General features: G+C 64.6%; 25 protein-coding genes and 1 tRNA gene. 12 read left to right on the top strand and 14 right to left on the bottom strand.

Translation table 11 applies throughout. The annotated features are described in order from the left end of the window. Positions 1-525: 525 nt before the first annotated feature. Both QYS36_RS23830 and QYS36_RS23825 read right to left on the bottom strand, forming a co-directional pair. Entirely contained in the window at positions 526-1,356 is an 831-nt protein-coding gene (locus QYS36_RS23830; RefSeq protein WP_308841816.1) for a DUF1206 domain-containing protein, read from the bottom strand. 435 nt (positions 1,357-1,791) lie between these two features. Then, positions 1,792-1,868: transfer RNA gene (locus QYS36_RS23825), tRNA-Arg, on the bottom strand. 342 nt (positions 1,869-2,210) lie between these two features. Here QYS36_RS23825 and gabD point away from each other — a divergent pair. From gabD to QYS36_RS23795, 6 genes are all read left to right on the top strand, one after another. Next, positions 2,211-3,659 (top strand): NADP-dependent succinate-semialdehyde dehydrogenase, encoded by a 1,449-nt coding sequence (gene gabD / locus QYS36_RS23820; RefSeq protein WP_308841815.1) that lies wholly within the window; start codon positions 2,211-2,213, stop codon positions 3,657-3,659. A gap of 152 nt (positions 3,660-3,811) precedes the next feature. Then, positions 3,812-5,092: a 4-aminobutyrate--2-oxoglutarate transaminase gene (gabT, locus tag QYS36_RS23815; RefSeq protein WP_308841814.1), complete on the top strand. Its 1,281-nt coding sequence runs from the start codon at positions 3,812-3,814 to the stop codon at positions 5,090-5,092. A gap of 283 nt (positions 5,093-5,375) precedes the next feature. After that, positions 5,376-6,452 (top strand): FAD-dependent oxidoreductase, encoded by a 1,077-nt coding sequence (locus QYS36_RS23810; protein WP_308841813.1) that lies wholly within the window; start codon positions 5,376-5,378, stop codon positions 6,450-6,452. Beyond that, entirely contained in the window at positions 6,340-8,199 is a 1,860-nt protein-coding gene (locus tag QYS36_RS23805; protein WP_374990495.1) for a methyl-accepting chemotaxis protein, read from the top strand. The genes QYS36_RS23810 and QYS36_RS23805 overlap by 113 nt, the downstream gene beginning before the upstream one ends. A gap of 365 nt (positions 8,200-8,564) precedes the next feature. Beyond that, the gene (locus QYS36_RS23800) at positions 8,565-9,932 is read left to right on the top strand and encodes a glutamine synthetase family protein (RefSeq protein WP_308841811.1); all 1,368 of its coding nucleotides are present in this window, start codon (positions 8,565-8,567) and stop codon (positions 9,930-9,932) included. A gap of 128 nt (positions 9,933-10,060) precedes the next feature. Then, positions 10,061-11,374: an FAD-binding oxidoreductase gene (locus tag QYS36_RS23795; protein ID WP_308841810.1), complete on the top strand. Its 1,314-nt coding sequence runs from the start codon at positions 10,061-10,063 to the stop codon at positions 11,372-11,374. A 191-nt stretch (positions 11,375-11,565) separates the two neighbouring features. Here the strand turns inward: QYS36_RS23795 and QYS36_RS23790 are convergent, their stop codons facing one another. The 4 genes from QYS36_RS23790 to QYS36_RS23775 form a co-directional block, all read right to left on the bottom strand. Beyond that, positions 11,566-12,942, bottom strand: coding sequence for a uracil-xanthine permease family protein (locus tag QYS36_RS23790; RefSeq protein WP_308841809.1), 1,377 nt, complete (start codon positions 12,940-12,942; stop codon positions 11,566-11,568). Between the two features lie 285 nt (positions 12,943-13,227). Next, the gene (locus tag QYS36_RS23785; protein ID WP_308841808.1) at positions 13,228-15,711 is read right to left on the bottom strand and encodes a TonB-dependent siderophore receptor; all 2,484 of its coding nucleotides are present in this window, start codon (positions 15,709-15,711) and stop codon (positions 13,228-13,230) included. A 269-nt stretch (positions 15,712-15,980) separates the two neighbouring features. Next, positions 15,981-16,940 carry a FecR domain-containing protein gene (locus QYS36_RS23780; protein WP_308841807.1) on the bottom strand — a complete coding sequence of 320 codons (960 nt, stop codon included), beginning with the start codon at positions 16,938-16,940 and terminating at the stop codon, positions 15,981-15,983. Next, the gene (locus QYS36_RS23775; RefSeq protein ID WP_308841806.1) at positions 16,937-17,452 is read right to left on the bottom strand and encodes a sigma-70 family RNA polymerase sigma factor; all 516 of its coding nucleotides are present in this window, start codon (positions 17,450-17,452) and stop codon (positions 16,937-16,939) included. Before QYS36_RS23775 ends, QYS36_RS23780 begins: the two co-directional genes overlap by 4 nt. A gap of 212 nt (positions 17,453-17,664) precedes the next feature. On the opposite strand from QYS36_RS23775, the gene QYS36_RS23770 reads away from it, so the two are divergent. The 4 genes from QYS36_RS23770 (at position 17,665) to QYS36_RS23755 (ending at position 19,885) form a co-directional block, all read left to right on the top strand. Further along, on the top strand, positions 17,665-17,880 hold the full coding sequence (locus QYS36_RS23770; protein ID WP_075928405.1) for a dodecin: 216 nt from the start codon (positions 17,665-17,667) through the stop codon (positions 17,878-17,880). A gap of 112 nt (positions 17,881-17,992) precedes the next feature. Beyond that, a complete protein-coding gene (locus QYS36_RS23765; RefSeq protein WP_308841805.1) occupies positions 17,993-18,217 on the top strand; it encodes a DUF1161 domain-containing protein in 225 nt (74 codons plus the stop codon). Between the two features lie 159 nt (positions 18,218-18,376). Continuing rightward, positions 18,377-19,372 (top strand): LLM class flavin-dependent oxidoreductase, encoded by a 996-nt coding sequence (locus QYS36_RS23760; RefSeq protein WP_308841804.1) that lies wholly within the window; start codon positions 18,377-18,379, stop codon positions 19,370-19,372. 87 nt (positions 19,373-19,459) lie between these two features. After that, positions 19,460-19,885 (top strand): OsmC family protein, encoded by a 426-nt coding sequence (locus QYS36_RS23755; RefSeq protein WP_111461426.1) that lies wholly within the window; start codon positions 19,460-19,462, stop codon positions 19,883-19,885. Between the two features lie 65 nt (positions 19,886-19,950). Here the strand turns inward: QYS36_RS23755 and QYS36_RS23750 are convergent, their stop codons facing one another. Further along, entirely contained in the window at positions 19,951-20,370 is a 420-nt protein-coding gene (locus tag QYS36_RS23750) for a hypothetical protein (protein WP_308841803.1), read from the bottom strand. A gap of 103 nt (positions 20,371-20,473) precedes the next feature. Between QYS36_RS23750 and QYS36_RS23745 the strand changes: the two genes are divergently transcribed. Both QYS36_RS23745 and QYS36_RS23740 read left to right on the top strand, forming a co-directional pair. Then, positions 20,474-21,550, top strand: a complete 1,077-nt coding sequence (locus QYS36_RS23745) for an aminopeptidase (RefSeq protein WP_308841802.1) — start codon at positions 20,474-20,476, stop codon at positions 21,548-21,550. A 33-nt stretch (positions 21,551-21,583) separates the two neighbouring features. After that, positions 21,584-21,838, top strand: a complete 255-nt coding sequence (locus tag QYS36_RS23740) for a DUF1161 domain-containing protein (RefSeq protein ID WP_308841801.1) — start codon at positions 21,584-21,586, stop codon at positions 21,836-21,838. A 17-nt stretch (positions 21,839-21,855) separates the two neighbouring features. Here QYS36_RS23740 and QYS36_RS23735 read toward each other — a convergent pair whose 3' ends face one another. The 7 genes from QYS36_RS23735 to QYS36_RS23705 all read right to left on the bottom strand — a co-directional run bounded on the left by QYS36_RS23735 (position 21,856) and on the right by QYS36_RS23705 (position 26,508). Beyond that, positions 21,856-22,503: an HAD family hydrolase gene (locus tag QYS36_RS23735; protein ID WP_308841800.1), complete on the bottom strand. Its 648-nt coding sequence runs from the start codon at positions 22,501-22,503 to the stop codon at positions 21,856-21,858. Positions 22,504-22,565: 62 nt separating this feature from the next. Further along, positions 22,566-23,528: a hypothetical protein gene (locus QYS36_RS23730; RefSeq protein ID WP_308841799.1), complete on the bottom strand. Its 963-nt coding sequence runs from the start codon at positions 23,526-23,528 to the stop codon at positions 22,566-22,568. Between the two features lie 82 nt (positions 23,529-23,610). After that, on the bottom strand, positions 23,611-24,159 hold the full coding sequence (locus tag QYS36_RS23725) for a hypothetical protein (protein ID WP_308841798.1): 549 nt from the start codon (positions 24,157-24,159) through the stop codon (positions 23,611-23,613). Between the two features lie 30 nt (positions 24,160-24,189). After that, positions 24,190-24,729, bottom strand: coding sequence for a CbrC family protein (locus QYS36_RS23720; protein WP_308841797.1), 540 nt, complete (start codon positions 24,727-24,729; stop codon positions 24,190-24,192). After that, positions 24,726-25,418, bottom strand: coding sequence for a DUF6000 family protein (locus QYS36_RS23715; protein WP_308841796.1), 693 nt, complete (start codon positions 25,416-25,418; stop codon positions 24,726-24,728). The genes QYS36_RS23720 and QYS36_RS23715 overlap by 4 nt, the downstream gene beginning before the upstream one ends. Before the next feature lie 209 nt (positions 25,419-25,627). Beyond that, positions 25,628-25,861: a hypothetical protein gene (locus tag QYS36_RS23710; protein ID WP_308841795.1), complete on the bottom strand. Its 234-nt coding sequence runs from the start codon at positions 25,859-25,861 to the stop codon at positions 25,628-25,630. Positions 25,862-25,950: 89 nt separating this feature from the next. Further along, on the bottom strand, positions 25,951-26,508 hold the full coding sequence (locus QYS36_RS23705) for a hypothetical protein (RefSeq protein ID WP_308841794.1): 558 nt from the start codon (positions 26,506-26,508) through the stop codon (positions 25,951-25,953). Positions 26,509-26,561 lie beyond the last annotated feature (53 nt).

The raw sequence follows: 26,561 nt of genomic DNA, 5'->3' as shown, positions 1-26,561 counted from the left end.
GGGGCTCGAAAGATGGAGTGGCTGTGAGAGTCCCGGAGTGCCGGCCAGATCATCATCAAGCTTCTATAAGAAACCCCAGATCTCGTCAGAGGTCTGGGGTTTCGTCTTTGTGGGCCTGGGAAACAGCAAGCCGGCAGTGACAAGAGATCTCGAAGGGCACCTTCCTGGGTATCGCTGTGCTCAACCCAGGCTACGGGGCGAGCGGCGCAGGCGTGGAACCTCTTGGTGAGCCTGTGGTGGAAGGCTGAGGCGTCTCCCACCCTACATATGCCCTGAGCTGGCTCCGTAGCCTGGGTTAGCCGAGGCGTAACCCGGGGCCGCAGGGCGCGTCTGTTCAGGAGCCTAAGACGCAGAGGACGCACAGCATGGCTGCAGCAACAAGGGCAGGCTGTTGCCGTATTTGCCGATGGCTGCCCCTGCATCGACTACAAAGCGCCACGAATACAAACCCCTGTGGCTGAATCACCAGCCGGATGGGCCTAATTCAGTCGCCAGAGACGCCAGTGCTCACCGGCGAGGGAGGAGTCAGTCAAAGACTGCTGCCGTGTCTATACGTCGCCAGATCGCTTCGGCAAAGCTATAGAGCGCGAACGCGATCAGTCCCGAGCCAATCAACCCCAGCCAGAAGGTGCCAAAGGGCAACGACTGCAACGCCTGCAGTGCGTCCTCGAGGCCTGGCGGCTTGGTCGGCTCGTAGCGTGCACCCCCACTGAAGAGCATGCCGGACACCACCAGAAAGGAAATGCCTCGGGCAATCAGGCCCGCCTTCGAGATGGGCGTAACCCAGCGCATGACGTCGTCCGAAGCAGAGAAGTACTTTTCGAACTTGGCTTTCCAGCCCTTTATGATGTGCGCGATGCCGACGCCCAGAGGCACCAGCGCGACCAGGTAAACCAGATAGTTCGAATACTTCCAGCCCAATAGGCCGGAGAGGAAGTCGCCGTTGCCGCTCCCGCCACTGGACGACTCTCCGAGCGAGCTTCCCAGCAGGCCCAGGGTGAACAGGGTCAGCAGGCTGTAACTGATGGCGCCACCAACAAGGCCTGCGCGCGCGGCGAGCCCCTTGGCATCGGTGCCGTGATCTTCCGGATCGGTAATGGCCTGGGTCAGCCGCCAGGCGGCATAGGCGACAAGCCCTATCACCATGATCCACAGCAAGGTTGCGCCGAATGGTTGCGTCAGCAATTGCGAGATGGCGCCTTTGGTGCCGACCGTGTCACCGCTCCCTTTGGCGGCGAGCAGCGCGAAGATCCCGATGATCAGGTAGACCACTCCGCGCGCTGCGTAGCCAGTCCGAGCGAGCCAGACAATGCCTCGCGAGAGTTCGCCTTTGGCGTGAATGGCTGGGTTGTACATGGTGAGCATCCTGAATGGCCGAAGTAGATAGCGATGCAGTTGACACTCACCGATGGATCACGGTTTAGATTGATTGACCGCAGGCTTTCAGGAAAGGGCGAGGCTGAACGGCCAGAGGTTTGTGCCCCGAGCCTGCTTCACCCGGAGCACTTGAGCGCTCGCTTCGCCGAGCCATCCAATAACGTGCCTGCTGACAAAGCCGGAAGTGCTGCTATCTGCCTCCGCCAAGATTGCCCGGGTAGGCAGGTGCAGGTCGCCGATGCCCGTACCCGGGCTACGCACCGAACGCGGTGGTGCAAAGGCCCAAGCATTGAGTCCGTGCCTGAGAATGATTCAACGTCACAGGGAGCAAGTGCCAGAAACGACAAAACCCGCACATGGCGGGCTTTGTGTTGTGTTTTCTCGTCACCACTCGGATGCAGGAAAACAGCGATATGGCGCACCAGGCGGGATTCGAACCCACGACCCCTGCCTTCGGAGGGCAGTACTCTATCCAGCTGAGCTACTGGTGCGTTGCGGGGCGCAATCATACGCATGTCGCTGGCGTGCGTCCATGCTGCACGAGGTGCTCATTTGGCGGGAGCATGGCGGGCTCGGGCTCTAGAAAAAAGCCGGGCGGGGTTCCACCCACCGCGGGCTGTTAATTTTCTCGAACATACTATTGCCCTTTCGTCTGGCTGATCTTAGGATCTGTTTGATATTTCAAACGTCGGTGTTTGCCAAGCTGGGGCTCCCGGTTACACTCCGTTCGAATTGCCAGGCAGTGGCTAATCTGTCGCTCTACCCATACCTGGGCTCGCCCAGCTTCTTTCGTCATCTCCTGGTGCCATGTTGCCGGGATAGAGGAGACCGCCATGCAACTGAAAGACGCGCAACTGTTCCGCCAGCAAGCTTTCGTCAACGGTGCCTGGGCTGATGCCGACAGCGGCCAGACCATCAAGGTGACCAACCCGGCCACGGGTGAAGTGATCGGCAGCGTGCCGAAGATGGGTGCGGCCGAAACTCGCCGTGCCATCGAGGCGGCCGACAAGGCGCTGCCGGCCTGGCGTGCACTGACCGCCAAGGAGCGCTCCGCCAAGCTGCGTCGCTGGTACGAGCTGATGCTGGAGAACCAGGAAGACCTGGCGCGTTTGATGACCATCGAGCAGGGCAAGCCGTTGGCCGAGGCCAAGGGCGAGATCGCCTATGCGGCTTCCTTTATCGAGTGGTTCGCCGAAGAAGCCAAGCGCGTGTATGGCGACACCATTCCGGGTCACCAGGCCGACAAGCGCCTGATCGTCATCAAGCAGCCGATCGGCGTGACCGCGGCCATCACTCCGTGGAACTTCCCGGCGGCGATGATCACCCGCAAGGCCGGCCCGGCCCTGGCTGCTGGCTGCACCATGGTGCTCAAGCCGGCTTCGCAGACCCCATACTCCGCCCTGGCCCTGGCCGAGCTGGCCACCCGTGCCGGCATTCCGGCTGGCGTGTTCAGCGTGGTGACCGGCAGCGCGGGCGATATCGGTAGCGAGCTGACCGGCAACCCGATCGTGCGCAAGCTGTCGTTCACCGGTTCCACCGAGATCGGTCGCCAACTGATGGCCGAGTGCGCCCAGGACATCAAGAAGGTGTCCCTGGAGCTGGGCGGCAACGCGCCCTTCATCGTGTTCGACGATGCTGACCTGGACAAGGCCATCGAAGGCGCGATCATCTCCAAGTACCGCAACAACGGCCAGACCTGCGTGTGCGCCAACCGCATCTACGTGCAGGACGGCGTCTACGATGCCTTCGCCGAGAAGCTCAAGGTTGCGGTCGAGAAGCTGAAGATCGGTAACGGCCTGGAAGAGGGCACCACCACCGGCCCGCTGATCGACGAGAAGGCCGTGGCCAAGGTCAAGGAGCACATCGAGGACGCCGTTGCCAAAGGCGCCAAGATCCTCTCCGGCGGCAAGGCCCACGCCCTGGGCGGTACCTTCTTCGAACCGACCATCCTGGCCGATGTGCCCAAGGATGCGCTGGTCTCCAAGGACGAAACCTTCGGCCCGCTGGCGCCGCTGTTCCGTTTCAAGGACGAAGCCGAAGTGATCGCCATGGCCAACGACACCGAGTTCGGTCTGGCCTCCTACTTCTACGCCCGTGACCTCTCCCGCGTGTTCCGTGTGGCCGAGGCGCTGGAATACGGTATGGTCGGCATCAACACCGGGCTGATCTCCAACGAAGTGGCGCCGTTCGGCGGCATCAAGGCCTCCGGCCTGGGCCGTGAAGGCTCCAAGTACGGCATCGAGGATTACCTGGAAATCAAGTACCTCTGCCTCAGCATTTAAGACAGATTGACCTGCGCCGCTGCGGCGGCGCAACTCACGTATCTCCCTGTATCCCGCAAGGCCCCGGCAGTCGATCATCGCATGCTGTCGTGGCTGCAGCGGGATGCGTCATCCTTGAACCACACCGACGATGAGCGGTGAATGAGGAAGCCATGAGCAAGACCAACGAATCCCTGCTGCAACGCCGCCAGGCCGCCGTACCGCGCGGTGTCGGCCAGATCCACCCGATCGTCGCCGAGCGCGCCGAAAACGCCACCGTGTGGGATGTGGAAGGTCGCGAGTACATCGACTTCGCTGGCGGTATCGCCGTGCTGAACACCGGCCACCTGCACCCCAAGGTGGTCGCCGCCGTTCAGGAACAGCTCACCAAGCTGAGCCACACCTGCTTCCAGGTGCTGGCGTACGAGCCCTATATCGAGCTGTGCGAAGAAATCGCCAAGCGCGTACCGGGCGACTTCGCCAAGAAAACCCTGCTGGTCACCTCGGGCTCCGAAGCCGTCGAGAACGCCGTGAAGATCGCCCGTGCCGCTACCGGCCGGGCGGGCGTGATCGCCTTCACCGGCGCCTACCACGGCCGCACCATGATGACCCTGTCGCTGACTGGCAAGGTGGCGCCGTACTCCGCTGGCATGGGCCTGATGCCTGCCGGCGTGTACCGCGCCATCGCGCCGTGCGAGCTGCATGGCGTCAGCGAAGACGAGTCCATCGCCAGCATCGAGCGCGTGTTCAAGAACGATGCCCAGCCTCAGGACATCGCCGCGATCATCATCGAGCCGGTGCAGGGCGAAGGCGGTTTCTACGTCAACTCGCCCGCCTTCATGCAGCGTCTGCGCGCCCTGTGCGACCAGCACGGCATTCTGCTGATCGCTGACGAAGTGCAGACCGGCGCTGGCCGTACCGGCACCTTCTTCGCCACCGAGCAACTGGGCGTGGTGCCGGACCTGACCACCTTCGCCAAGTCCGTCGGCGGCGGCTTCCCGATCTCCGGTGTCAGCGGCAAGGCCGAGATCATGGACAAGATCGCCCCCGGTGGCCTGGGCGGCACCTACGCTGGCAGCCCGATCGCCTGCGCCGCGGCCCTGGCCGTGCTCAAGGTGTTCGACGAAGAGAAGTTGCTGGATCGCTCCAACGCCGTGGGCGAGAAGCTCAAGGCCGGCCTGCGTGACATCGCCGCCAAGCACAAGGTGATCGGTGACGTACGTGGCCTGGGTTCGATGATCGCCATCGAGCTGTTCGAAGGCGGCGACCACAGCAAACCGGCTGCCGAGCTGACCGGCAAGATCGTCGCCAAGGCGCGCGAGAAGGGTCTGATCCTGCTGTCGTGCGGCACCTACTACAACGTGGTGCGCTTCCTGATGCCGGTGACCATCCCGGACGCCCAGCTGGAAAAAGGCATCGCCATCGTGGCCGAGTGCTTCGACGAACTGGCGTAAGCCACAGCGTTGAAAAGGACCCGCTTCGGCGGGTCTTTTTTTGCCTGCGGTTTATACCGCTGCACATCGTCCGGGCATTGCAGCGCTGGGTAATAACCGCAGGAAAAATGTGTCGAAAATCCGCCGCAAGCGTCTCTTCACTTGCTCGAAACGGCCTGCTGCCGCCATGCTCCGACAACCCTGTCGGCGGCGGGATCGTTGCGCGCCTATTTCGGTCAAAGCTCGCGGTGCTTGCCCACAGGGGCGGCACGTCGCTCCCAGGTTCTCAAGGATATCGGTGTAGATGATTGACCACGATCTGTTGCTGGTAGGCGCAGGCCCGGCCCATCTCGGGGTTCTGCGGCGCTGGGCGCTGATCGAGCGGCCGGCGGGTCGTATCGCCCTGGTCGCCAGTGCCGAGCACACCTGGCATGCGGGCATGCTGCCCGGGCTGGTCGGTGGTCGTTATTCGCCCGAGGATTGCCAGATCGGCTTGCGCGCACTGTGCCAGGCGGCGCAGGTCGAGCTGATCGTCGCACCCGTCGCCGCGCTGGATGCCGCCACCCGCCAGCTGACCCTGGCCGATGGCCGCGTGTTGCAGGGCAACTGGCTGTCGCTCAACGTCGGCGACCGGGTGGCCTGCCCGCCGCGTGAAGGCGAGGGCATGGACGTGCTGGCGGTGAAGCCGGTAGATCAGTTCATCAGCGGCTGGCAGGCCTGGCAGCGTGACCCGCAGCCGCTGGCCATTCTCGGCGGTGGCGTGGCGGGCGTGGAGATGGCCCTGGCGCTCGCCGACCAGGTGCCGCAGCTGGCGCTGTTCTGCGCTGAGCCGCTGCTGGCCGGGCACTGCGCCGGTTTGCGCATGCGTGCCTGGGGCCACTTGCGCATGCGCCGCGTGCAGGTGCGCGAGCATTGCCCCATCAGCCGTATCGATGGCAACTGCCTGATCAGCGGTGAGGCGTCCGTGTGGCACGGTGGCCGCCTGCTGCTGGCCAGCGGTGCCCAGGCGCTGCCGTGGATCGCCGCCAGCGGCCTGAGCTGCGATGGCGACGGTTTCGTGCACACCGCCCCCACGTTGCAAAGCCATTCCCACCCGCAGGTGTTCGCCGTCGGCGATTGCGCCAACCTGCCCGGGGTGCGCAAGAGCGGCCTGTACTCGATGCGCCAGGTGCCGGTGCTCGCCGCCAACCTGTCTGCGGCCTTGCGCGGCGGCGCGCTGCGTGACTACAAGGCACGTGGCCAGCGCCCCCTGCTGCTGGCCAGTGGCGATGGCGGTGCCCTGCTGGGTTGGCAGCAGTGGAGCGCGGGCGGGCAGCTCTACGGGCGCTGCAAGGACTACTTCGACCGTTCCTTCGTCAAGCGCCACCGTCTCGAACGCTGATCGGGTTCGCCGTCTACTACCAAAGTGCCATAGCCTGATGGGGTGTGGGATGATCCACTCACCGGTCCGATGCATGGCTTCAGTTTTACTCTCCATGGTCGATGAGCTGAGGAGAAGAGCGGCTTGCGTCGCAAAGGCCCTTGGGCCGTATCACCGCATAACAAGAACAACGAGGTTCGCCATGGACACTGGTACTACTCGTGATCGGCTTGCGCTGGCCTTGCATGTACTGGGCTTGCTGGCACTGCTGGTGGTCTGGCAGCAGGTGCAGCTGCCGCCCTATCTTGGCGTTAGCGCACTGCTGTTGCTGGCCCTCTGGCCATGGCTTGGCCCCTGGCACCGGCCTGCTGCGCCGGTTGCCGACGCTGCGCCAGTGGCTTCGCTGGACGCCCTGAGCCAGAGCCTGTCGCAGCACACCTGCCATAACGCATTGTCCGCCGCCCAGGTGGCCTTCACCGTGCAGCAGCTGGCCGGCAGGTTGCAGTCACAGCTGGCGGCGGTCGAGCAGATCAGCGAAGGTGCCCACGCCGTGACCCGTACCGAGCAGAGCAACGCCGAACGTGCCGGGCAGACCCTCGGTGCCGCGCAAACCGTGCGCGCCAGCAGCGCCAGCGGCCAGGCCGAGTTGCAGCAGGCCATCGCGCGCATGCAACAGCTCAGCGCCCAGGCCGCTGCCAGCCGCGAGTTGATCGACGGCCTCGGCGCACGTACCGAGCAGATCGAGCAGGTCACCCAGGTGATCCAGTCCATCGCCAGCCAGACGAACCTGCTGGCGCTCAACGCGGCTATCGAGGCCGCCCGCGCTGGCGAGCAGGGCCGTGGTTTCGCGGTGGTCGCCGACGAAGTGCGCAGCCTGGCCGGGCGCACCGCCAGCGCCACCGGTGAGGTGGGGCAGATGGTCGCCGATATCCGTCAGCAGAGCGCAGCGGTGGTCAGCCATATCCAGCGTCAGGCCGAGGAGCTGGAAGCCGCTGCCCGGCAGGTCGAATTCACCGGCCAGCAACTGCGCGGCATCGCCGACCTGGCCGCCGATGTCGACACCCAGGTGGCGCAGATCAGCGCCGGTACGGCGAGCAACCACGAACACCTGGCCGAGTTGCTGGTGGCCGTCGAACAACTGCGTGGCGACGTGCGCAGCAGCGAAGACCAGACCCGCCAGCTGGGCAAGGCTGCCGAGCAACTGGTTGGCCAGGCGGAAAGCGTCAGCGAGCAGTTGGCCAGCGTCGGCCTCGACGATTACCACCAGCGCATCTACGACCTGGCGCTGGAGGGCGCAGCGGCGATTGCCGCGCAATTCGAGGCCGACATCCAGGCCGGGCGCATCAGCCTGGCGGACCTGTTCGACCGGCAGTACCAGCCGATCCCGGACACCTTTCCGGCCAAGTTCCGCACGCGCTTCGACAGCTACGCCGACGGCGTGCTGCCGGCCATCCAGGAGCCGCTGCTCAAGCGTCACGAAGGCCTGGTATTCGCCATCGCCACCACGCCGGAAGGTTACGTGCCGACCCACAATCAGGCCTTCAACCATCCGCCCACTGGCGATCGCGCCGTGGACACCGTGAAAAGCCGCAGCAAGCGACTGTTCAATGATCGCACCGGCATTCGCTGCGGCAGCCACAAGCAACGCGTGTTGCTGCAGACCTACATGCGCGATACCGGTGAGCTGATGCACGACCTGTCGGTGCCGATCCATGTGCAGGGCAAGCATTGGGGTGGCTTGCGCCTGGGCTACAAGCCGGAGCCGTGACCGCGATTGTTTAGTCGATGGCTATCTGAAGGTGCGGCAATAACGATTTAACCCCACTGTTGCCCCGTGCGAGCCTCGCGGGCATGTCTATTCCGGTTTGCAGCCCCGCCCACTCCGTTGCCATGCCAGCTGAACGCTCGCGGGGGCGGGTGCCTGAACCCACTGCGCTGCCGCAGATCCTCGCCTTCTGGGCACTCTGGCATTGCCGCCACGCCCGCCCGCCGGACGTTTCCCTCGCCCGCTGAATCCGATGGCTGCGCCCTGTCCGCAGCCGCTGATGCCTATTTGTCTGCCTGCGCCATCGGTTCGCGTATCGAACCGGCCGTGCGGACACCGAGCGCCTGACTGGCGCAAGCGAGTGCGCTATGACGACTTTCGCCGCTGTGCAGGAAGCCCAGGCTTTCCTGGCCAGCCACCCCGATATCGAACTGATCGAACTGTTCATCCTCGACGCCAATGGCGTGCCGCGCGGCAAGCTGCTGCACCGTGAGGAACTGCTGGCGCTGTACCAGAGCGGCCGGCCGCTGCCGAGCACGCTGCTCGGCCTGTCCATCCAGGGCGATGATGTCGAGGATACCGGCCTGGTCTGGGAGGTTGGCGATATCGACTGCCGCGCCTACCCGCTGGCCGGCAGCCTGGTGCGCCTGCCCTGGCGGCAGATCCCCACCGCGGCCGTGCAGGTGTCGATGCACCCCAGCGAAGGCCTGCCGGCCACCCCCGCCGATCCACGGCAGTTGCTGGTGCGGGTGATCGAGCAGCTCGAGGCCGACGGCCATCACCCGGTGATGGCCTGTGAGCTGGAGTTCTACCTGCTCGACCAGAAACGCGATGCCCGCGGGCGCCCGCAGCCGGCGCTGGACGCCGATGGCAGTCGCCCGCGGCAGACCCAGGTCTATGGCCTGCGCGAGCTGGAGCAGATCGAGCCGTTTCTCAAGGATCTCTACGCGGCCTGCAAGGCCCAGGGCATCCCCGCGCGCACGGCGATTTCCGAATACGCCCCCGGCCAGGTGGAAATCACCCTTGAGCACGGCCCGGCGCTGGCGGCCATGGACCAGGCCGTGCGCTACAAGCGCCTGGTCAAGGGCGTGGCCCATGCCCACGGCATGCAGGCCTGCTTCATGGCCAAGCCCTTCGATCACCTGGCCGGCACCGGCATGCATATGCACGTCAGCCTGGCCGATGGGCAGGGCGACAATCTGTTCGCCAGCAGTGATCCTGCCGGTACGCCGCTGTTGCGCCAGGCAGTCGGCGGCATGCTCGCCAGCCTGCTCGACTCGCTGTTGCTGTTCTGCCCCAACGCCAACTCCTACCGGCGCTTTCAGGCCAATAGCTACGCGCCGCTGGCGCCCACCTGGGGGGTGGACAACCGCACCGTCAGCCTGCGCGTGCCCGGTGGCCCGGCCAATACCCGGCATGTCGAGCACCGTATCTGTGGTGCCGATGCCAACCCCTATCTTGCCGCCGCGGCGATCCTCGCCGGGATCCGCCGGGGCATCCGCGAACGCCTCGATCCCGGTGCGCCAATCGAGGGCAATGGCTATGCCCAGGCCACCGAGCATCTGCCCACCCAGTGGTCGGCGGCGATCCACGCACTGGAGCATTCCGAGTGGGCCCACGAAGCCTTTGGTGGGGCGTTTCTCAAGGTGTATCTGGCGATCAAACACGCCGAACACCGCCAGTTCATGGGCGAGGTTGGCGAGCAGGACTGGCGTTGGTACCTGAGCAACGCCTGATGGCTCTATTTGAAAGGCTCGGGGCTGAAGCGGATCGCCGCCCGGCCCCTCCTACACAAACCCTCTGTGGGAGCGGCTTTAGCCGCGAAGGCTGATTTAGCGGTGCCAGCGCACCCCAAGGACATGCAATGAACCCAAGCGATCAACCCGTCAAGCCGGCCGCCGAGCGCGCGCCGTCCTACTATGCCGCCTCGCTCAATTTCGAGAGCGACTACCCGACGCTGCAGGGCAGCGTGAGCGTCGACGTGGCCATCATCGGCGGCGGCTTCACCGGCATCGCCACGGCGGTGGAGCTGGCCGAGCGCGGCCTCAAGGTCGCCGTGGTGGAAACCCACAAGGTCGGCTGGGGCGCCAGCGGGCGCAACGGCGGGCAGGTCACCGGCAGCCTGTCCGGCGACGAAGCCATGCGCAAGCAGATGCGCAACACCCTGGGCGCCGAGGTGGACGATTTCATCTGGCAACTGCGCTGGCGCGGCCACGCGATCATCGAGCGGCGCGTCGCCAAGTACGCTATCGCCTGTGACCTCAAGTACGGTCATCTGCATACGGCGATGAAGGCCAGCCATATGCACGAGCTCCAGGCGACGTACGACGAAGCGCTGCGCCGCGGCATGCAGCGCGATGTCACCTTGCTCGACGCCGCCGGTGTACGTGCGCAATTGGGCAGCGACCTGTACTGCGGCGCGCTGAAGAACACCCGCAACATGCACCTGCACCCGCTCAACCTGTGCCTCGGCGAGGCCAGGGCGGCCGAGCGCCTGGGTGCACTGATCTTCGAGCATGCCGAGGTGCTGGAGATCGTCCACAGCCCGCGCCCGGCGGTGGTCACCACCGGCGGGCGGATCGAGGCCAAGCAGGTGCTGCTGGCTGGTGACGTGTATCACAAGCTGGAGCGCCGCCAGCTCAAGGGCCTGATCTTCCCGGCCATGGGCGGCATCGTCACCACCGCGCCGCTGGGCGAACTGGCCGCCGAGATCAACCCGCAGGACCTGGCGGTGTACGACTGCCGCTTCGTGCTCGACTACTACCGCCTCACCGGCGATGGCCGGCTGCTGTTCGGCGGCGGCGCCAACTACTCCGGCCGTGACTCACGGGACATCGCCGGTGAGTTGCGCCCGTGCATCGAGCGCACTTTTCCACAGCTCAAGGGCGTGCCGATCGATTTCCAGTGGAGCTGCGCCATGGGCATCGTGATGAACCGCATCCCGCAGCTGGGCAAGCTGTCGGGCAACGTCTGGTACTGCCAGGGCTACTCCGGCCACGGCGTGGCGACCAGCCACATCATGGGCGAGATCATGGCCAAGGCGATCACCGGCGACCTGGAGCAATTCGACACCTTCGCCGCCTGCAAGCACATCAAGGTGCCGCTGGGCGACCAGCTCGGCAACCCGATGCTGGCGGCGGGCATGTGGTACTACCAGATGCTCGAGAAGCTGCGCTGAGGGCACCGCAGCTTGCCAGGGTGGCCTGCACCCTGGCGGTGGCGGGCCCCAGAATCTGTTCACGGTCTTGCGAGCTAGAGCGATACAAGGCAAAAACAAGCGAGGAAGCGGAGTTTACAAGTGGTAAATGAGCATTCCGAGCTTGTTTTTAACGCAGTAGCGCCGACGCGCAGCAGACTGTGGGCAGATTCTTAGTCGTGGCGTTCGGCCTTGGCCGCGCTCTCCGGCAGGAACCAGTTGAGCACCAGCGCGCAGATGCCGCCGGTGGCCACGCCGGACTCCAGCACGTTGCGCAGCGCAGCCGGCATATGGGCGAGGAATTCCGGCACCTGGGAAACGCCGAGGCCGAGGGCCAGGGACACGGCGATGATCAGCAGCGCGCGGCGATCCAGTTGGATGCCGGCGAGGATGTTGATGCCCGAGGCCGCCACGGCGCCGAACATGACCATCGCCGCGCCCCCGAGCACCGGTTCCGGCACGGCCTGGATGATCCCGGCCACCGCCGGAAACAGGCCGAGGATCACCAGCACCAGGGCGATCCACACACCGATGTGGCGGCTGGCGATGCCGGTAAGCTGAATCACCCCGTTGTTCTGGGCGAAGATCGAACTGGGGAAGGTGTTGAACACACCGGCCAGCAGCGAGTTGACGCCGTTGACCAGCACGCCGCCCTTGATGCGTTGCATCCACAGCGGGCCTTCCACCGGCTGGCGCGACACCTTGCTGGTGGCGGTCACGTCGCCGATGGCTTCCAGCGAGGTCACCAGGTAGATCACCAGCATCGGGATGAACAGGCTCCACGAGAAGCCCAGGCCGAAGTGCAGCGGCGTCGGCACCTGGAACAGTTCGGCCTGGTGCATGCCGGTGAAGTCCAGGCGGCCCAGGTAGCCGGCCAGTGCGTAGCCGACCAGCAGGGCGATGACGATGGCGCAGCTGCGCATCCACACCACGGGGATGCGGTTGAGCACCACGATCACCGCCAGCACCACGCCGGACAGCAGCAGGTTCTCGCCGTTGGCGAAAGTGCCGTTGGCCATGGCGCCGTAGCCGCCGCCCATGCTGATCAGGCCGACCTTGATCAGCGTCAGGCCGATCATCAGCACCACGATGCCGGTGACCAGCGGGGTGATCAGCTTCTTCACGAATGGGAGGATGCGCGAGATGCCGATCTCCACGAACGAGCCGGCGATCACCACGCCGAAGATCGCGGCCATCACGCCCTCGACCGGCGTGCCCTGCTTGACCATTAGCGCGCCGCCAGCGATCAGCGGGCCGACGAAGTTGAAGCTGGTGCCCTGCACCACCAGCAGGCCGGCACCCAGCGGGCCGAAGCGGCGGCATTGAACAAAGGTGGCGATACCGGAAATCACCAGGCTCATGGACACGATCAGGTTGGTATCGCGGGCCGACACGCCCAGCGCCTGGCAGATCAGCAGGCCCGGGGTGACGATCGGCACGATGATCGCCAGCAGATGCTGAAGTGCCGCGAGGATGGCCACCAGCGGGCGCGGGCGGTCTTCGAGGCCATAGATCAGTTCGCCGTTACGCTGGGGATCAGCTGGTTGCATGGTCGTCGCCGCCTGGAAAAGCGGCGAATTCTACTGCCTGGGCGGGGCGAGCCCAAGTGGCATTCGGCAGGCAGTGGCAAGATCGTGGCCGCAGGCTTGCGAACCATGCCGTGGCGCGATCGGTCTGACGGCCGCGCAGGGCAACGGCCAACAGATTGTGGAGCACCCATGGACACGACATTCGCTATCGCCCGCCGCTGGCGACATCGACCTGCAGGCGTTCTGGGATGACCGTACCCACGCCCGCAGCGCTCCGCAGGCTGGGCGTTGCGGCTACCAGGCAACCTAGAAGTCGGCTTTTACCGAGAGCATGAAGTTGCGCGGCTCGCCATAGAAATTGCCGAAGCCTTCGGTGCCGACGGTGGTGTAGTAACGCTTGTCGAACAGGTTGTTGCCGTTGAGGGCCAGCGACCAGGTGTCATCGACGCGGTAACCGATGCGGCCGTTCCACACGGTGTAGCCTGCCTGGGAGATATCGTTGCCGCTGATCGGTGAGGTGCGGTAGTTGTCGCTCTGGGCGTTGAAGCCGGCGCCAAGGGTGAAACGCTCCAATGGCCCACCGAGGCGATAGTCGCCCCACACGCGCAGCAGATGCCGCGGCACGTAGGAGTTGTAGGACACGCCATTCTGAGCCGGGTCGGCATCTTCCAGTACCTTGGTCTGGGTGTAGGTGTAGCCGGCCAGCAATTGCAGGCGGTCGATCAGTTCACCGCTCAGCTCGGCCTCGAAGCCCTGGGCGCGCACCTTGCCGGAGTTCTGCGAACAGCTGTCATCGGCACAGTTCGGGTCGGTCTGGGCGGCGTCTTCCTGAAGGGTGCGGAACAGGCTGAATGAGCTGTTCAAACGGCCGTCGTACCACTCGCCCTTGATGCCCAGCTCATAGCTCTTGCCGATCAGCGGTTTCAGGGTGCTGCCGTCGATTGTCTTGAGGTTGCCCTGGGGCGTGAAGATGTCTGTGTAGCTGGCGTAGGCCGTCAGGTGCTCGTTGAGATCGAGCAGCAGGCCGGCGAATGGCGTGACCTGTCCGGTTTCGGTTGCCTTCGAATTGGCCGGGGTGCCGACACCGCGAAAATAAGCGATGGAGTCGGTTTCGGATTGGTACCAGCTGACCCGGCTGCCAACTACCAAGGTCAGTGGCTCGGCCAGCTTCAGGCGCGCGGTCGAGTAGACGCCATATTGCCTGATGCGGATGTCCAGCGGGCCGCCGCGCGAGGCGTTGGCCAGGTAGTAGCGCTCATCCGGTTGCGGCAGATGATGATCCGGGTCGAGCACGTTCTGGCGCTGAGGCAGGGCCGCCACGGCGAAGAAGTCGTCCTTGTGCGAGCGGCTGGTGTTGGCACCCACGATCAGCTCGTGCTGCCGGCCAAAAGCATCGAATTTGCCGTCGACATAGGCATCGAGGCCGTAGTCCACCTGGTCGTAGTCATAGATGCTGCCCAGCACCAGCGTGTTGGAGCTGCTGGCGCCCACCGGCACCGAGCCACTGGGAAAGGCGTATTGCATGTCCTGGGTATTGCGCGACCAGGCACCTGCGACTTTCAGCGCCCAATCGTCGTTGAGCTGGTGGCTCAGGTCGCCGAATAGCGTGGTGCGTTTGCTGCGCTGGTGGTTCCAGGCAGGGTTCAGGCAGGTCGAGCGGCCGAGCTTCAGGTCGTTGCCATCGGCGTAGCGTGGCAGGCCGCCCCAGCAGGGCGTCGCGTCGAGATCCTCGTAGGCGACGCCTACGCCGACGGTGGTGTCGGCACTCAGGTCGAAATCCAGCGCGCCGTAATAGACCTGGTCCTTGCGCTCGGCGACGTCGTAGAAGTAATGGCGACTTTGCTGGGTCGCCACGGCCCGGCCGCGAACCGTACCGGCTGCATTGAGCGGGCCGCCCGTGTCGACCTGCGCGCGGTAGTTGTCCCAGCTGCCGGCGGCAAGAGACAGCTGAGTGTGGGGGCTGTACTGGCCGCGCTTGCGCACGAAGTTGACGCCGCCTGCGGTGCCGCCGGCGCCTTTCATCATCCCTGCTGCACCGCGCAGCACTTCGACCCGGTCATAGATGGCCATGTCGCTGGAGAAACTGTCGGCTTGTGCATAACTGCTGCCGATATCCAGCGGCACGCCGTCGTATTGATACTGGCCGGTCATGCGAAAGCCGCGGGAGTAGAAATACTTGCCGCCCATGGGCGAGTCGTACACGGTGATGCCCGGGGTCTTTTCCATGACCTGTTCGATGGTGTTGAGGTGCTGGTCGTCAAGCATCTTGCGGGTCATCACCGTGACCGATTGCGGGGTTTCGCGCAGCGAATGCCGGCCCTTGCCGATGGTTACCGCACCCGTGGTGTAGGAGCCGCTACCCTCGGTGAGCTCGCCCAGGCCGCTGGCGTTGATGCTGGTTGCGCCCAGTTCCACTGAGCTGCCGTTGTCCTGTGCGACTTCCAGGGCGTAGTTGTTGCCGGCCTGCAGCGGGCGCAGACCGGTGCCGGCCAGCAACCGCGCCAGGCCTGCCTCCACCGAATAGCTGCCGTTGAGCCCGGGGCTGCGTTTGCCCGTGGTCAGCCGCGAATCCACCGACAGCAGGATGTCGGCGTCGCTGGCGAAGCGGTTCAGCACCCCGTCGAGATCACCCGCGGGGATGGCATAGACGCGGGTCTGTGCAGTGGCGGCCGATTGCGCCTGGGCGCTGGCAGCGATCAGCAGGGGGCTGGTGGCCAGCAGGCTGGTGAGCAGGACTCGGGTGATCGACAGGCTCAGCGTCGAGCGTTGAGATGCGGGCAGGTACGGCATTCTGGATATCCTCTGAGAATGCGTCTTTGTTGGGTTCAAGAGGTATCCCGTGCGAGCCGGCAAAACCGACAATAGATTCTGAAAACATCTCAACTACCCCGCACTGCAGGGCATGTAGCGCGCTTTTTGAGCCTGGGTGGAGCGCAGCGAAACCCGGGGAGCGGTATCTGCTCGTTCCCGTACGCTAGCTGGCGGGGCACTCACGTCCGTGCGCTTCAGCAGGCGCCCCAGATGGCATTCCCCGTGGCGCGTGAGGAACGATCCGGCCGTCAGCCTCTCGGCCGCACGGTGACCCAGTAGCGGGTAACGCCGTGTACCTCGACCGGCAGTGATTGTTGCAAGGCGGCGAGTACGCGGTCGGTGTCGGCCAGTGGAAATACGCCGGTCAGCGGCAGCTCGGCGACCGCCGGATCGCAGCGCAGCACACCGCGGCGATGACGGCCCAGCTCGTCGAGGAATTGCCCCAGGGGCATGCGTTCGGCAATCAGCCGGCCCTCGCTCCAGGCAATCGCATTGCGGTCTGCCTGGCCGATAACACCGCTCCGTATGGCACTGAACCAGCGTTGCTGGCCGGCCTGGAGGTGGGATGGCGGAGCGTTGTGCGGGCGCAGTTGCAGTTCGCCCTCGTAGAGGCCGACGCGGCTGCCGCCGTCGATTTCATGTACCGAGAAGCGTGTGCCGAGGGCCTGGATTTCACCAGCGGCGGTCTCGACGATCAGTGGGCGGCGAGCGGCATCATGGCCACTGTCGAGCAGCAGTTCGCCCTTGAACAGGCGGATGCGGCGCTGCGTTTCGCTGAAGCGAACATCCACCGCGCTGTCGCTGTTCAGCGCCAGCCGGCTGCCGTCGGCCAGGGTGCGCTGCAGCCGCTCGCCGGTGCCGCTGCGCAGGTCGGCCATGGCTTCGCGCCAGGGTAACTGTGCCTGGGCCAGGTAGCCGCTGCCGCCTGCCAGCAGCGCCAGGCCGAGCATCTTCAGGGCCTGGCGACGCCGTGCGTCCGGCAGGTCGCGCAGCACGGCGCTGGCGGTATGGGCGGGGACGCCAGCCAGGGTACCTTGCAGGCGCTCCAGGCGTTGCCAGGCGCGCTGGTGTTCGGGGTCGCGGGCCTGCCAGTCAGCGAAGCGCTGGCGTTGCTCGGCATCCAGATCGCCGCCCCAGTGCAGCATCAGCCAGTGGCTGGCCTGCTCGACGATGGCCGGCTGGATGGGGGCATCGCTGGCACGCTTCATTCGGCGTACAGCACCTGATAGCAAGCGGTGATGGCGCGCAGCATGTACTTCTGCACCGAGCTGACGCTGACCTGCAGGCGCTCGGCGATCTGTGGATAAGTCAGCCCCTCGAACTGCGAGAGCAGGAAGGCTTCGCGTACCTTGGCGGGCATGGCGTCGAGCATTGCATCGATTTGCAGCAGCGTTTCGACCACCAGCGCACGGGTTTCCAGCGAGGGCGACTCGGGTTCGGCAAGGTGAGCGATGCTGTCAAGGTAAGCCCGTTCGATACGCTGCCGGCGCCACTGGTCGATCACCAGGTTGCGGGCGATCTGGGTCAGGTAGCTGCGGCCTTCGCCAATGCTCGGCAGGCGGCCGCTCAGTAGCAAGCGCAGGAAGGTGTCCTGCGCGATATCCGCCGCCTGTTCGCGGTCGCCCAGGCGTTTGCGCAGCCAGCCATGCAGCCAGCCGTGATGATCGCGGTAGAGCGTATCGACGCTTTGCAACGGTGAGGGGGGCGGAGCGCTGGACACCAAAACTCCCTTGGCGTGCGCCAGTGCGGATAAGAATTGATCGCGATTGTAGGCGGGCCGGCTTGTATTTGGGAACAGGGTGGCGGTAAATGCTTGAGCAGGGGCTGGGCAGTCTGCTGCATCGCCGAAAACCTGAACTTAGCAGCGCCTTCCAGTGACTGAGTGAATAAGGGCAATCAGCCCACTTGTGTTTACCAGCCCTGGAGGCGGATATGTCGGATCATCACACTTACAAGAAGGTCGAGCTGGTTGGCTCGTCTACCTCGAGTATCGAAGATGCCATCAACAATGCCCTGGCCGAAGCCAGCAAGAGCATCCGGCATCTGGAGTGGTTCGAAATCACCGAAACCCGTGGTCACATCGCCGATGGCGCGGTGGCCCACTATCAGGTAACCCTGAAGGTTGGCTTCCGCGTCGCCAACAGCTGATCGCGGGCATCTTTAGCCGCAGCCACTTGCCATAACGGCGATCTGCGGCTTTATTGAGTCGGGCCGCTTCAAGGCGCCCGGAGTTGTTCACTGTTACGAGGGAGCGTTTGTGATGAAGAAAGTGTTGTTTGCAGCAGGCCTGCTGGCGCTCGCTGGCTCGACCTTCGCAGCTGGTAAAGACTGTGAAACGCTGAAGAGCGAGATCGATGCGAAAATCCAGGCCAATGGTGTTTCGTCCTACACCCTGGAAATCGTCGACAAAGGCAGCGTGACCGATCGCCAGGTGGTCGGCACCTGCGATGGCGGCACCAAGGAAATCGTCTACCAGCGCAACTGATGGTGATGGTCGAAAGCCGGCTCGCAGCCACTGCGATGCCGGCTTTTTACTGCCTGCAATTTGCCATGTGGTGGCCTGAGACGGCGGGCAGGCGTAGGATAAGACCTACTGTTTTACTCGGATAAGGCCCCGGCGTTATCCATCAGCAAGGGTTCTTTCATGTCTGCACTCGCCAAACTTCCGTTTTCCGTTCTCGATCTGGCGCCGATCCGCGACACCGGCAGCCCACAGCAGGCGCTGCACAATTCGCTGGCGCTGGCCCGGCATGTCGAGTCACTGGACTTCAACCGCTTCTGGGTCGCCGAGCACCACAACATGGACGGCATCGCCAGCTCGGCGACCGCCGTGCTACTCGGTTACCTGGCGGCCGGTACGTCGCGCATTCGCCTCGGTTCTGGCGGGGTGATGCTGCCCAACCATGCGCCGCTGGTGGTCGCCGAACAGTTCGGCACGCTGGCGACCCTGTATCCGGGGCGCATCGAGCTGGGCCTGGGCCGCGCGCCGGGCGCCGACCAGTTCACCGCCCATGCGTTGCGCCGCGAGCGCTCCGGCAGCGCCGACGACTTTCCCCAGGACGTTGCCGAGCTGCAGCGCTACCTCGGCCCGCGCACGCCGGATCAACGGGTCATCGCCGTGCCGGGTACCGGTACCAACGTGCCGATCTGGCTGCTGGGTTCCAGCCTGTTCAGCGCCCAGCTGGCCGGTGAGCGTGGCTTGCCCTATGCCTTCGCTTCGCACTTCGCGCCGCGCTATGTGCACGAGGCGATTCGCGTGTACCGCAATGCCTTCAAACCGTCCGAAACCCTCGAAAAGCCCTATGTGATGCTCGGTGTGCCGCTGATGGCCGCCGATACCGACGAGCAGGCTCAACACCTGGCCACGTCCGCCTACCAGCGGATTCTCTCGCTGATTCGCGGCCAGAGCCTGGTGCAGCGCCCGCCAGTGGAATCGATGGAGGGCCTGTGGCTGCCCCACGAGCGCGATGCCGTCGGCAGCTTCCTGGGGATGGCGGTGATTGGCGGCCCGCAGAAGATTCGTGCGCGCCTGGAGGTGTTGCTGGAGCAGACCGAGGCCGACGAGCTGATCTTCACCTGCGACCACTACGACTTCGCCGACCGTCTGCACGCCTTCGATATCCTCGCCAGCCTGCGTTGACCGAGGCGGCACGCGCGCCAAAAAACTCGAACTTGCCTGGCCGCTGTCTCTCTGAACTCTGTACCCCTCATCAACAGGAGCACAGAGATGAAGAAGACAGCATCGGCCCATTGGCAGGGCGGCATCAAAGACGGCAAAGGCACCATTTCTACCCAGAGCGGTGTGCTTGCCGAGCAGCCCTATGGCTTCAATACCCGCTTCGAAGACAAGCCCGGCACCAACCCCGAAGAGCTGATCGGTGCGGCCCATGCCGGCTGTTTCTCCATGGCGCTGTCCAAGGAGCTGGGTGAAGCGGGCATGACCGCCGAGAGCATCGATACCAAGGCCGAAGTGACCCTCGACAAGCAGGACGGCGGCTTCGCCATCACGGCGGTGCACCTGTCACTGAAAGCCAAGATTCCAGGCGCTGACCGCGCCGCTTTCGAGAAGGCGGTAGAAACCGCCAAGACCGGTTGCCCGGTCTCCAAGGTGCTGAATGCGGAAATCACCCTGGAAGTAGTACTGGAAGCCTGATCGACGTTCACCGCGTCAACCCCTGAGCCGCCCCGCGCGGCTCAGACTCTTTAATTGCACGCCAGTCAGAAACTGCCGCAGCGCAGATTCTTGCCCTGTGCCAATACGTTGCGCTCGGCATCGTAGAGCACCGCCTGCGCGCGCATCACCACTGCACGGGCCTCGACGCGATAACGCTGGCCGGCCTTGAAGTCGTCGTAGCGGATGCGCACGTCACAGGTCAGTTGCTGGGGCTCGGACATCATCGAAGTACCCCCGCCACCGGCCACTTCGAAGCGATAGCGCATCTCCAGCTCATGGGCACCAGGGGTTACCTGGAAGTAGCGACCGTCATTGACGCGCTCGCGATCCAGCCGCTCGGCCATCAGCAGGTCGATGCCTTCGCCCTTGAGGTCGATCCAGGCCATGTTCGGGTCGGCGGCTGGCAGCGGCGAGGCGCAGGCGCCCAGGAGCAGCAGGCTGGCAAGCAGGAGGGGCTGGCGCATCAGGGTGCCTCCGTTAGGCGATTGTGGGGATGCAGCAGTATCACGCAAAACGGCCGCGACTTCGCGGTAGGATGAGGCGTTTATCCCTTACATGACGATGGGCATGCTCGAGCAGTGCACCTCTCTCCTTGTCGACCTGCCGCGCCGCGTTGCGGTTCCCCTGCTTGCGCTGCTGCTGACTGGCTGCAGCACGGTCGATTACTACGGGCAACTGGTCCGTGGGCAATTGCAGCTGCTCAGTGCACGGCAACCGGTGCAGGCGCTGATCGATGATCCAGCCACCGATGCGCAACTGCGCGAGCGGCTGGTGCTCTCCCAGCAAGCACGACGTTTCGCCAGCGAGCAGCTGGCCCTGCCGGACAATCGCAGCTATCGCCTGTATGCCGACCTGCAGCGGCCCTTCGTGGTGTGGAACCTGTTCGCCACCGAAGAGTTCTCGCTGCAGCCGCAGCTGCACTGTTTCCCGATTGCCGGCTGTGTGGCCTACCGCGGGTTCTACGAGCAGAGTCGTGCCCGTGGCGCGGCGGCCTTGCTCAAGGCGCAGGGCCTGGACACCTACCTGGGCGGCGTCGAAGCCTATTCGACCCTGGGCTGGTTCGATGACCCGATCCTCAACACCATGCTGCGCTGGAGTGACGAGCGTCTGGTGGCGGTGATCTTTCACGAGCTGGCGCACCAGCAGTATTACCTGGCAGGGGATACGGCCTTCAACGAGTCCTATGCCACCTTCGTCGAGCAGGAGGGCTTGCGCCAATGGCGCGCCGGGCGGGGTCTGCCGGCTGCCAAGACGCTCGGCGTGCAGCCGCGCGAGCAGTTCAGCGAACTGGTGCTGGCCAGCCGCGCACGCCTGGAGAGGCTCTATGCCAGCGGCCTGGATGCCGAGGCGATGCGTGCTGGCAAGCAGGCGGAGTTCGGGCGCCTGCGCGCCGAGTATCGGCAACTGCGCAGCCGCCAGTGGAACGGCGTGGGCTATTACGACGGCTGGATCAACGGGCCCTTGAACAACGCCAAGCTGCTGCCGTTCGGGCTCTATGACCAGTGGGTTGCGGCGTTCGCCAGGCTATTCGCCGAGGTGAACGGTGACTGGCCGGCGTTCTACCGGCGGGTCGCCGAACTGGGCGCCTTGCCACAAACGCAACGGCAGATACAACTGCGGGCGCTGTCCGTTGTCCGAGAGTAGGGTCCGAACAACTAGACGCAGAGGAAGGTCGTGATGAGAGGATGGACGGCAGTGATGCTGGCGCTGGGCGTGATGAGCAGCAGCGCCTGGGCGGCGCCCAAGTCGTGCGAAGAGCTCAAGCAGGAAATCGAAGTGAAGATCCAGGCTGCGGGCGTGGCCAGCTATACGCTGGAAATCGTGCCCAACGAAGAGGTCGAAGACGACGCCATGGTGATCGGCACCTGTGACGGCGGTAGCCGCAAGGTGATCTACCAGCGCAACGACCTGACCGGCTCGCGGATGATGTAGCGGCCCGCGCCGCTACCCTAGCCTAAGAACGCCTGGTGCAGCTGCGCCAGCGTCTGCACATGATGAGCCGGGCGTTCACTGCTCAGCTCTTCCAGGCTGCCAAACCCGTAACCGACCGCCACCGCCCGCACGCCGTTGCCATGGGCGCCGATCAGGTCATGCTTGCGGTCGCCGATCATCAGCGTATCGGTTGGGTCCAGGCCTTCCTGCTCGAGCAGGTGGGCGATCAGCTCCACCTTGTTGGTGCGCGTACCGTCCAACTCGCTGCCGTAGATGGCCTTGAAGTAACGGGCGAAATCGAAGTGCCGGGCGATCTCGGTGGCAAACACCGTGGGTTTGCTGGTGGCGATGTACAGGGTGCGGCCCTGATCCTGCAGCAGTTGCAGGAGCTCGATCACCCCGTCGAACACCTGGTTCTCGTACAGCCCGACCTCGCGGAAGCGGTCACGGTAGTGATTTACCGCCTCCCAGGCGCGCGCCTCCGTCAGGCTGTAGGTATGCATGAAGCATTGCAGCAGCGGCGGGCCGATGAAGTGTTCAAGTGCGACCAGATCGGGCTCGTGGATGTCCAGTTTCGACAGCGCATACTGCACCGAGCGGGTGATGCCTTCACGCGGGTCGGTGAGGGTGCCGTCGAGGTCGAAAAGAACGGTGCGCTGCTGCATCTTGGGTTATCCACTGGCCTGAATCGGCGCGGATTGTCCCGCACCGCAAGCACCCCGGCAACTCAGGCGGCGAGCGGGCGGTAGATCCAGCGCAGGCTCAGGTGGGTCAGCGGCCACAGCAGCGCCAGCAGCAGGAGCCCGAACAGCAGCATCAGCACTAACACCAGAATTTCCGAGCCGGCATACAGCGCCACCAGCAACACGAAGCCCAGCACGCCGGCCACCAGCAGCCAGCTCACCATGCACGCCAGTACGCTCGCCAATAAGCGGCCTACCGCCAGCTGCGGTAACTGCGTCGGCAGGGAACGGTGGGCGGCGATCAGCGCCACCAGGCTGTACACCAGGCCGATGGCACTGCTGAGGCCCAGCATCCACTCCATGCCATAGGGGCTGATGGCAGTGGAGGGCAGCAGCGTCAGCAGCTTGGTGTAGAGCACCAGGAACAGCAGGCCGAAGGCCAGTGCGGTTTCAGCGCGGCTTATCCGGGTGAGGCCGTTCTGGAACTGGCCCGTGCGGCGCATCAGGTGCAGGCTCAGCCACAGCGGCAACAGGCTCGCCAGCAGGAAGGACACCAGGTTGAGCGGCAGCATGAGCAGGGTGGGCGAAACGCCTCGGGCGTTTTCATACAGCCAGGGCCCTATCTGCGCCCACAGCAGGTTGTAGAGCAGGCCGACCACGAAAATGGCCACCAGGTAGAGGGCCACAAACAGGGCGATAAGCCGCGCCGGGCGGCTGACATCCACCAGGTTGTGACGCTGCAGGTAGTAGCGGGCGAGCAGCAACGCGCTGCAGCCGTCGACGGCCAGCGCACTCAGCCAATAGGCGGCCAACTGCCACAGGTTGTTCAGGTAGGCCTGGAAGTGCTCCGGCTCCAGGGTCAGCCACATGATGACCCAGTGGATCACCAGGCTTGCCGTGCAGCATGCCAGCGCGGTGAACAGCAGGCGCATGGGCAGCCGCGATGGTTGTCGAGGCTCGACGCCAGGGCCGGGCTCGACCTGGCTGATGGTGGGGTTGCTGTCCATGGTGATTTCCTTTTGCGGCGAGGCGGCGCCAGCAGGGTAGAGGGCAAACGGGGGCGGTGCCGTGCAGCGAGGGATGCGCGGCTCAGCGGGACGGCGGCGGCAGCCATTGCGAACGGCCGAAGCGGCCGCGCAGCCAGGTGATCGGCCACATGGCGGCGGACAGGATCAGCAGGTACTCGAAGAAGCGAAAAGGCACCACCACCCAGCTGCTGAGTTCATCCACCCTCTGGCCGCGGGCATCGACGAAGTGAAAATCGTAGTTCACCCCGGTGCTGCCGCCGCCATGGCTGACGATCTCGCGGGTCTGCAACTGCGCGCCCGCCGGCGCGAACAACCACTCCAGCGGCTTGTTGTAGGCCGGGTTACCACGGGCATCGAGGAACATGCCGACATAGGCCGTGATGGCAATCAGTACCGCCGCCGCCACCGGCTTCGCCCAGGTGATGCGCGCTTTCCAGGCAATGGCGCTGAACACCAGCAATACCGCCGCGCTGGCTACCCCGTCGATGAAGATTGCGCCCGTGAAGAACAGATAAAAGGCCAAGCCGATCAGGCAAAAACCACCGATCACGGCGGCGGCGATGGCGAAGATGCAAATGACGGTGAGGAAGCTGGAGCGTGGCTTTTTCATGGCGGCGATTCTAGCGCAGGGCTCAATGGTTCAGGTGCCGTCGGTGTGCAGGCGATGCGTGCCGCACTGTAGGCAGCGAAACAGATAACCCGTCGGGTTGCCGTCCGCGCTCAATGCCTGCACATGGGTGTCGTTCAGATGCTGCAGATCAGCCGCCAGTTCCGGTCGCAGCCCTTCTACCTCGGTAGATCCGACATAAGCGATGAACTGGCACGGCTGCCCGCAATGCACCAGCCAGTGGGCTTGCTGCCAAGCCAGATAGCCCGGCGTGCGGTCACACACCTCGGCGATCAGCTCTGCATTCAAGGCGTTGGCCGAGACCGAGGGATCCGGCTGCCAGCCTTCAATGGAGAGCTCGTCGTTGAATTGCCCCTCGTAGCGCCGGGCTGCACTGCCATCGGCGATGCACCAGGGGCACAGGTAGTCGGGTTTGTGTATGGCGTAGAACGGACCACGGTACTTCCAATCGCGTAGGTGTCCGCAACAGGAGCAGGTGCCGACCTCGGGTGCGAACAGGTCCAACTGGTAAGCATTGGGATGCAGACGGAAGATTGGTAGATCCTGTTTCATTGGCGATTTTCCAAGCGGATGAGGTGAGCCATGTAGTTATCGAAGTGCTCACAGGCGGTGTCCAGTTGCCAGCTCTGCTTGTCTGCTATGAAGGCATGCCAGGCCGGCAGGTGGCTGGTCAAGCGCTGCTCCTGCCGTTGCCGGTCGAGGTAGGCAAGGGCGGCCATGGCGTGCTGCTGATCGAAGTACAGCTGTGGTTGGCCCAGGTAGTAGTGCAGGTAGCGCTCCAGGTAGTCGACCGCCTCATCGCTGGCGAAACGGGCTAGCGCGACGCAATACGCGAAGCCGGCATAGCACAGGTCGCTGCGTAGCAGCAGGCGGCCTATTTGTGATTCCAGTTGCGGGCAGGGAATCAGCGCCGCGAGATGGGCGCCTACTGTGCGCGAGCGCCAGTCGACATGTGCCAGCAGGTGGCTGGCCAGGTGCCCGTCAGCGTCGCTCAGATTGGCCGCCAGGTATTCGCGAGCTGTCTCATTGTGCAACCCGAAGTACAGCGGCACCACCCAGCGTTCACGTAGCGATATCTCCAGTGGAGCCTGGTGACAGGGCACGTCCAGCTCGGCGAAGGGACTGATGTGCCGGATGATCGCACCGGCAATGTGGCGTTGCGCATCTGGTGTCATTGAGGCTCCGGTCGGTTCGCCATTTGAGTAGTGACAGGCCTCGGCAAAAGCCATCAAGTCGAGCACTGTACCGACTCCTGCGCTGGTCGGTCATCTGCGCAGCGCGTGCCTCTGCCGGCGAGCGGGAAGACCAAGCGCTGGCAGCCTCACTGCACGGCGGTGACGCGACGCCGAGCGCACGGTCCGCGGTGCGCTGGGTGATCGCCAACCCGCTGACTGTACCTGCCTGCCAGGCAGCGTTCTTCACTCCAGTGATGCGGCCGCAGCGTTGCAGCTCAGAAATCGCTCACCTCGTCCATGGCGGCGTCGATTGCTGCCTGATCCACGGGTTGCCTATCGGCTTCGAACAGCCGACTGCGTTGCTCGTCCATGGCATCCATGATGCCCATCAGGGCCAGGTAGATCGCTTCGCGTTCGGTGGTCTCGATGAAGCCTGAGCGGCGATCCAGCGCACTGAAACCCTCGGTGCACTGCCGAACCACGGCTGCCAGTTGGGCGGTAATGTCCACAGCGCTGCCTGGTGTCTGCGCGGCGATGACAAGCGCCCGCCCGTCTAAGTCATGGGGTGCAAGCCGGAAGGCTCTCCAGTGGCAGGCGTTCAGGCCTTTTCGCCGTAGCGGCTCGTCAACCACTCATCGATGGCATGCTGAATGTCGGGGCATGCCCGACGGGCCTCTTCGACGATGCTGGCGCCGGTTGCCGGGCAGGTCAGGGCGAATTCACGCTGCAGCCAGGCGCGCAGATTTTGCGCCGAGCCTGGATCGTCGGGTGGCTGGTTCAGGTCGTCGAAACCCAACTCGGCATAGCCGACGCCGAACAGCTGCAGGAAGTCCTGGAAGTTCTTCGCCAGCACCCGATTGTCGCAACCTTCCGAACCCAGATGGACGACTGGCACCTGGCGGGCATCGGTACCGTCGAGCAGCCAAAAGGCGACCAGCGAACCATCCGGGCCGGCGCCGAAGCAGGCGAAGTGGGCAGCCATGGCCGTGTCGCCATCGAACCAGGCGAGCAGGCCGCCATAGTCGTCGGGCCTGAGGCGCATGCAGCCGCTGATGGGGTAATCGGTTTGGTCCAGATAGTCGCAGATTCGGCGCAGCGCGTCGGGAAGCTCGACGCCTGCGGGAACGCTGGCCTGGATACGCTGGAAGCGAGTCATGTCAGCAGTTGCCATCCATAAGGAGGTTTAGCGGAAGCTCGCCGCACCAGCGC

It is taken from the genome of Pseudomonas sp. G34 (assembly GCF_031119625.1).
Classification (GTDB): domain Bacteria; phylum Pseudomonadota; class Gammaproteobacteria; order Pseudomonadales; family Pseudomonadaceae; genus Aquipseudomonas.
Note: the sequence above shows the minus strand (reverse complement) of the source record. Positions and strands in the feature narration are given on the sequence as shown.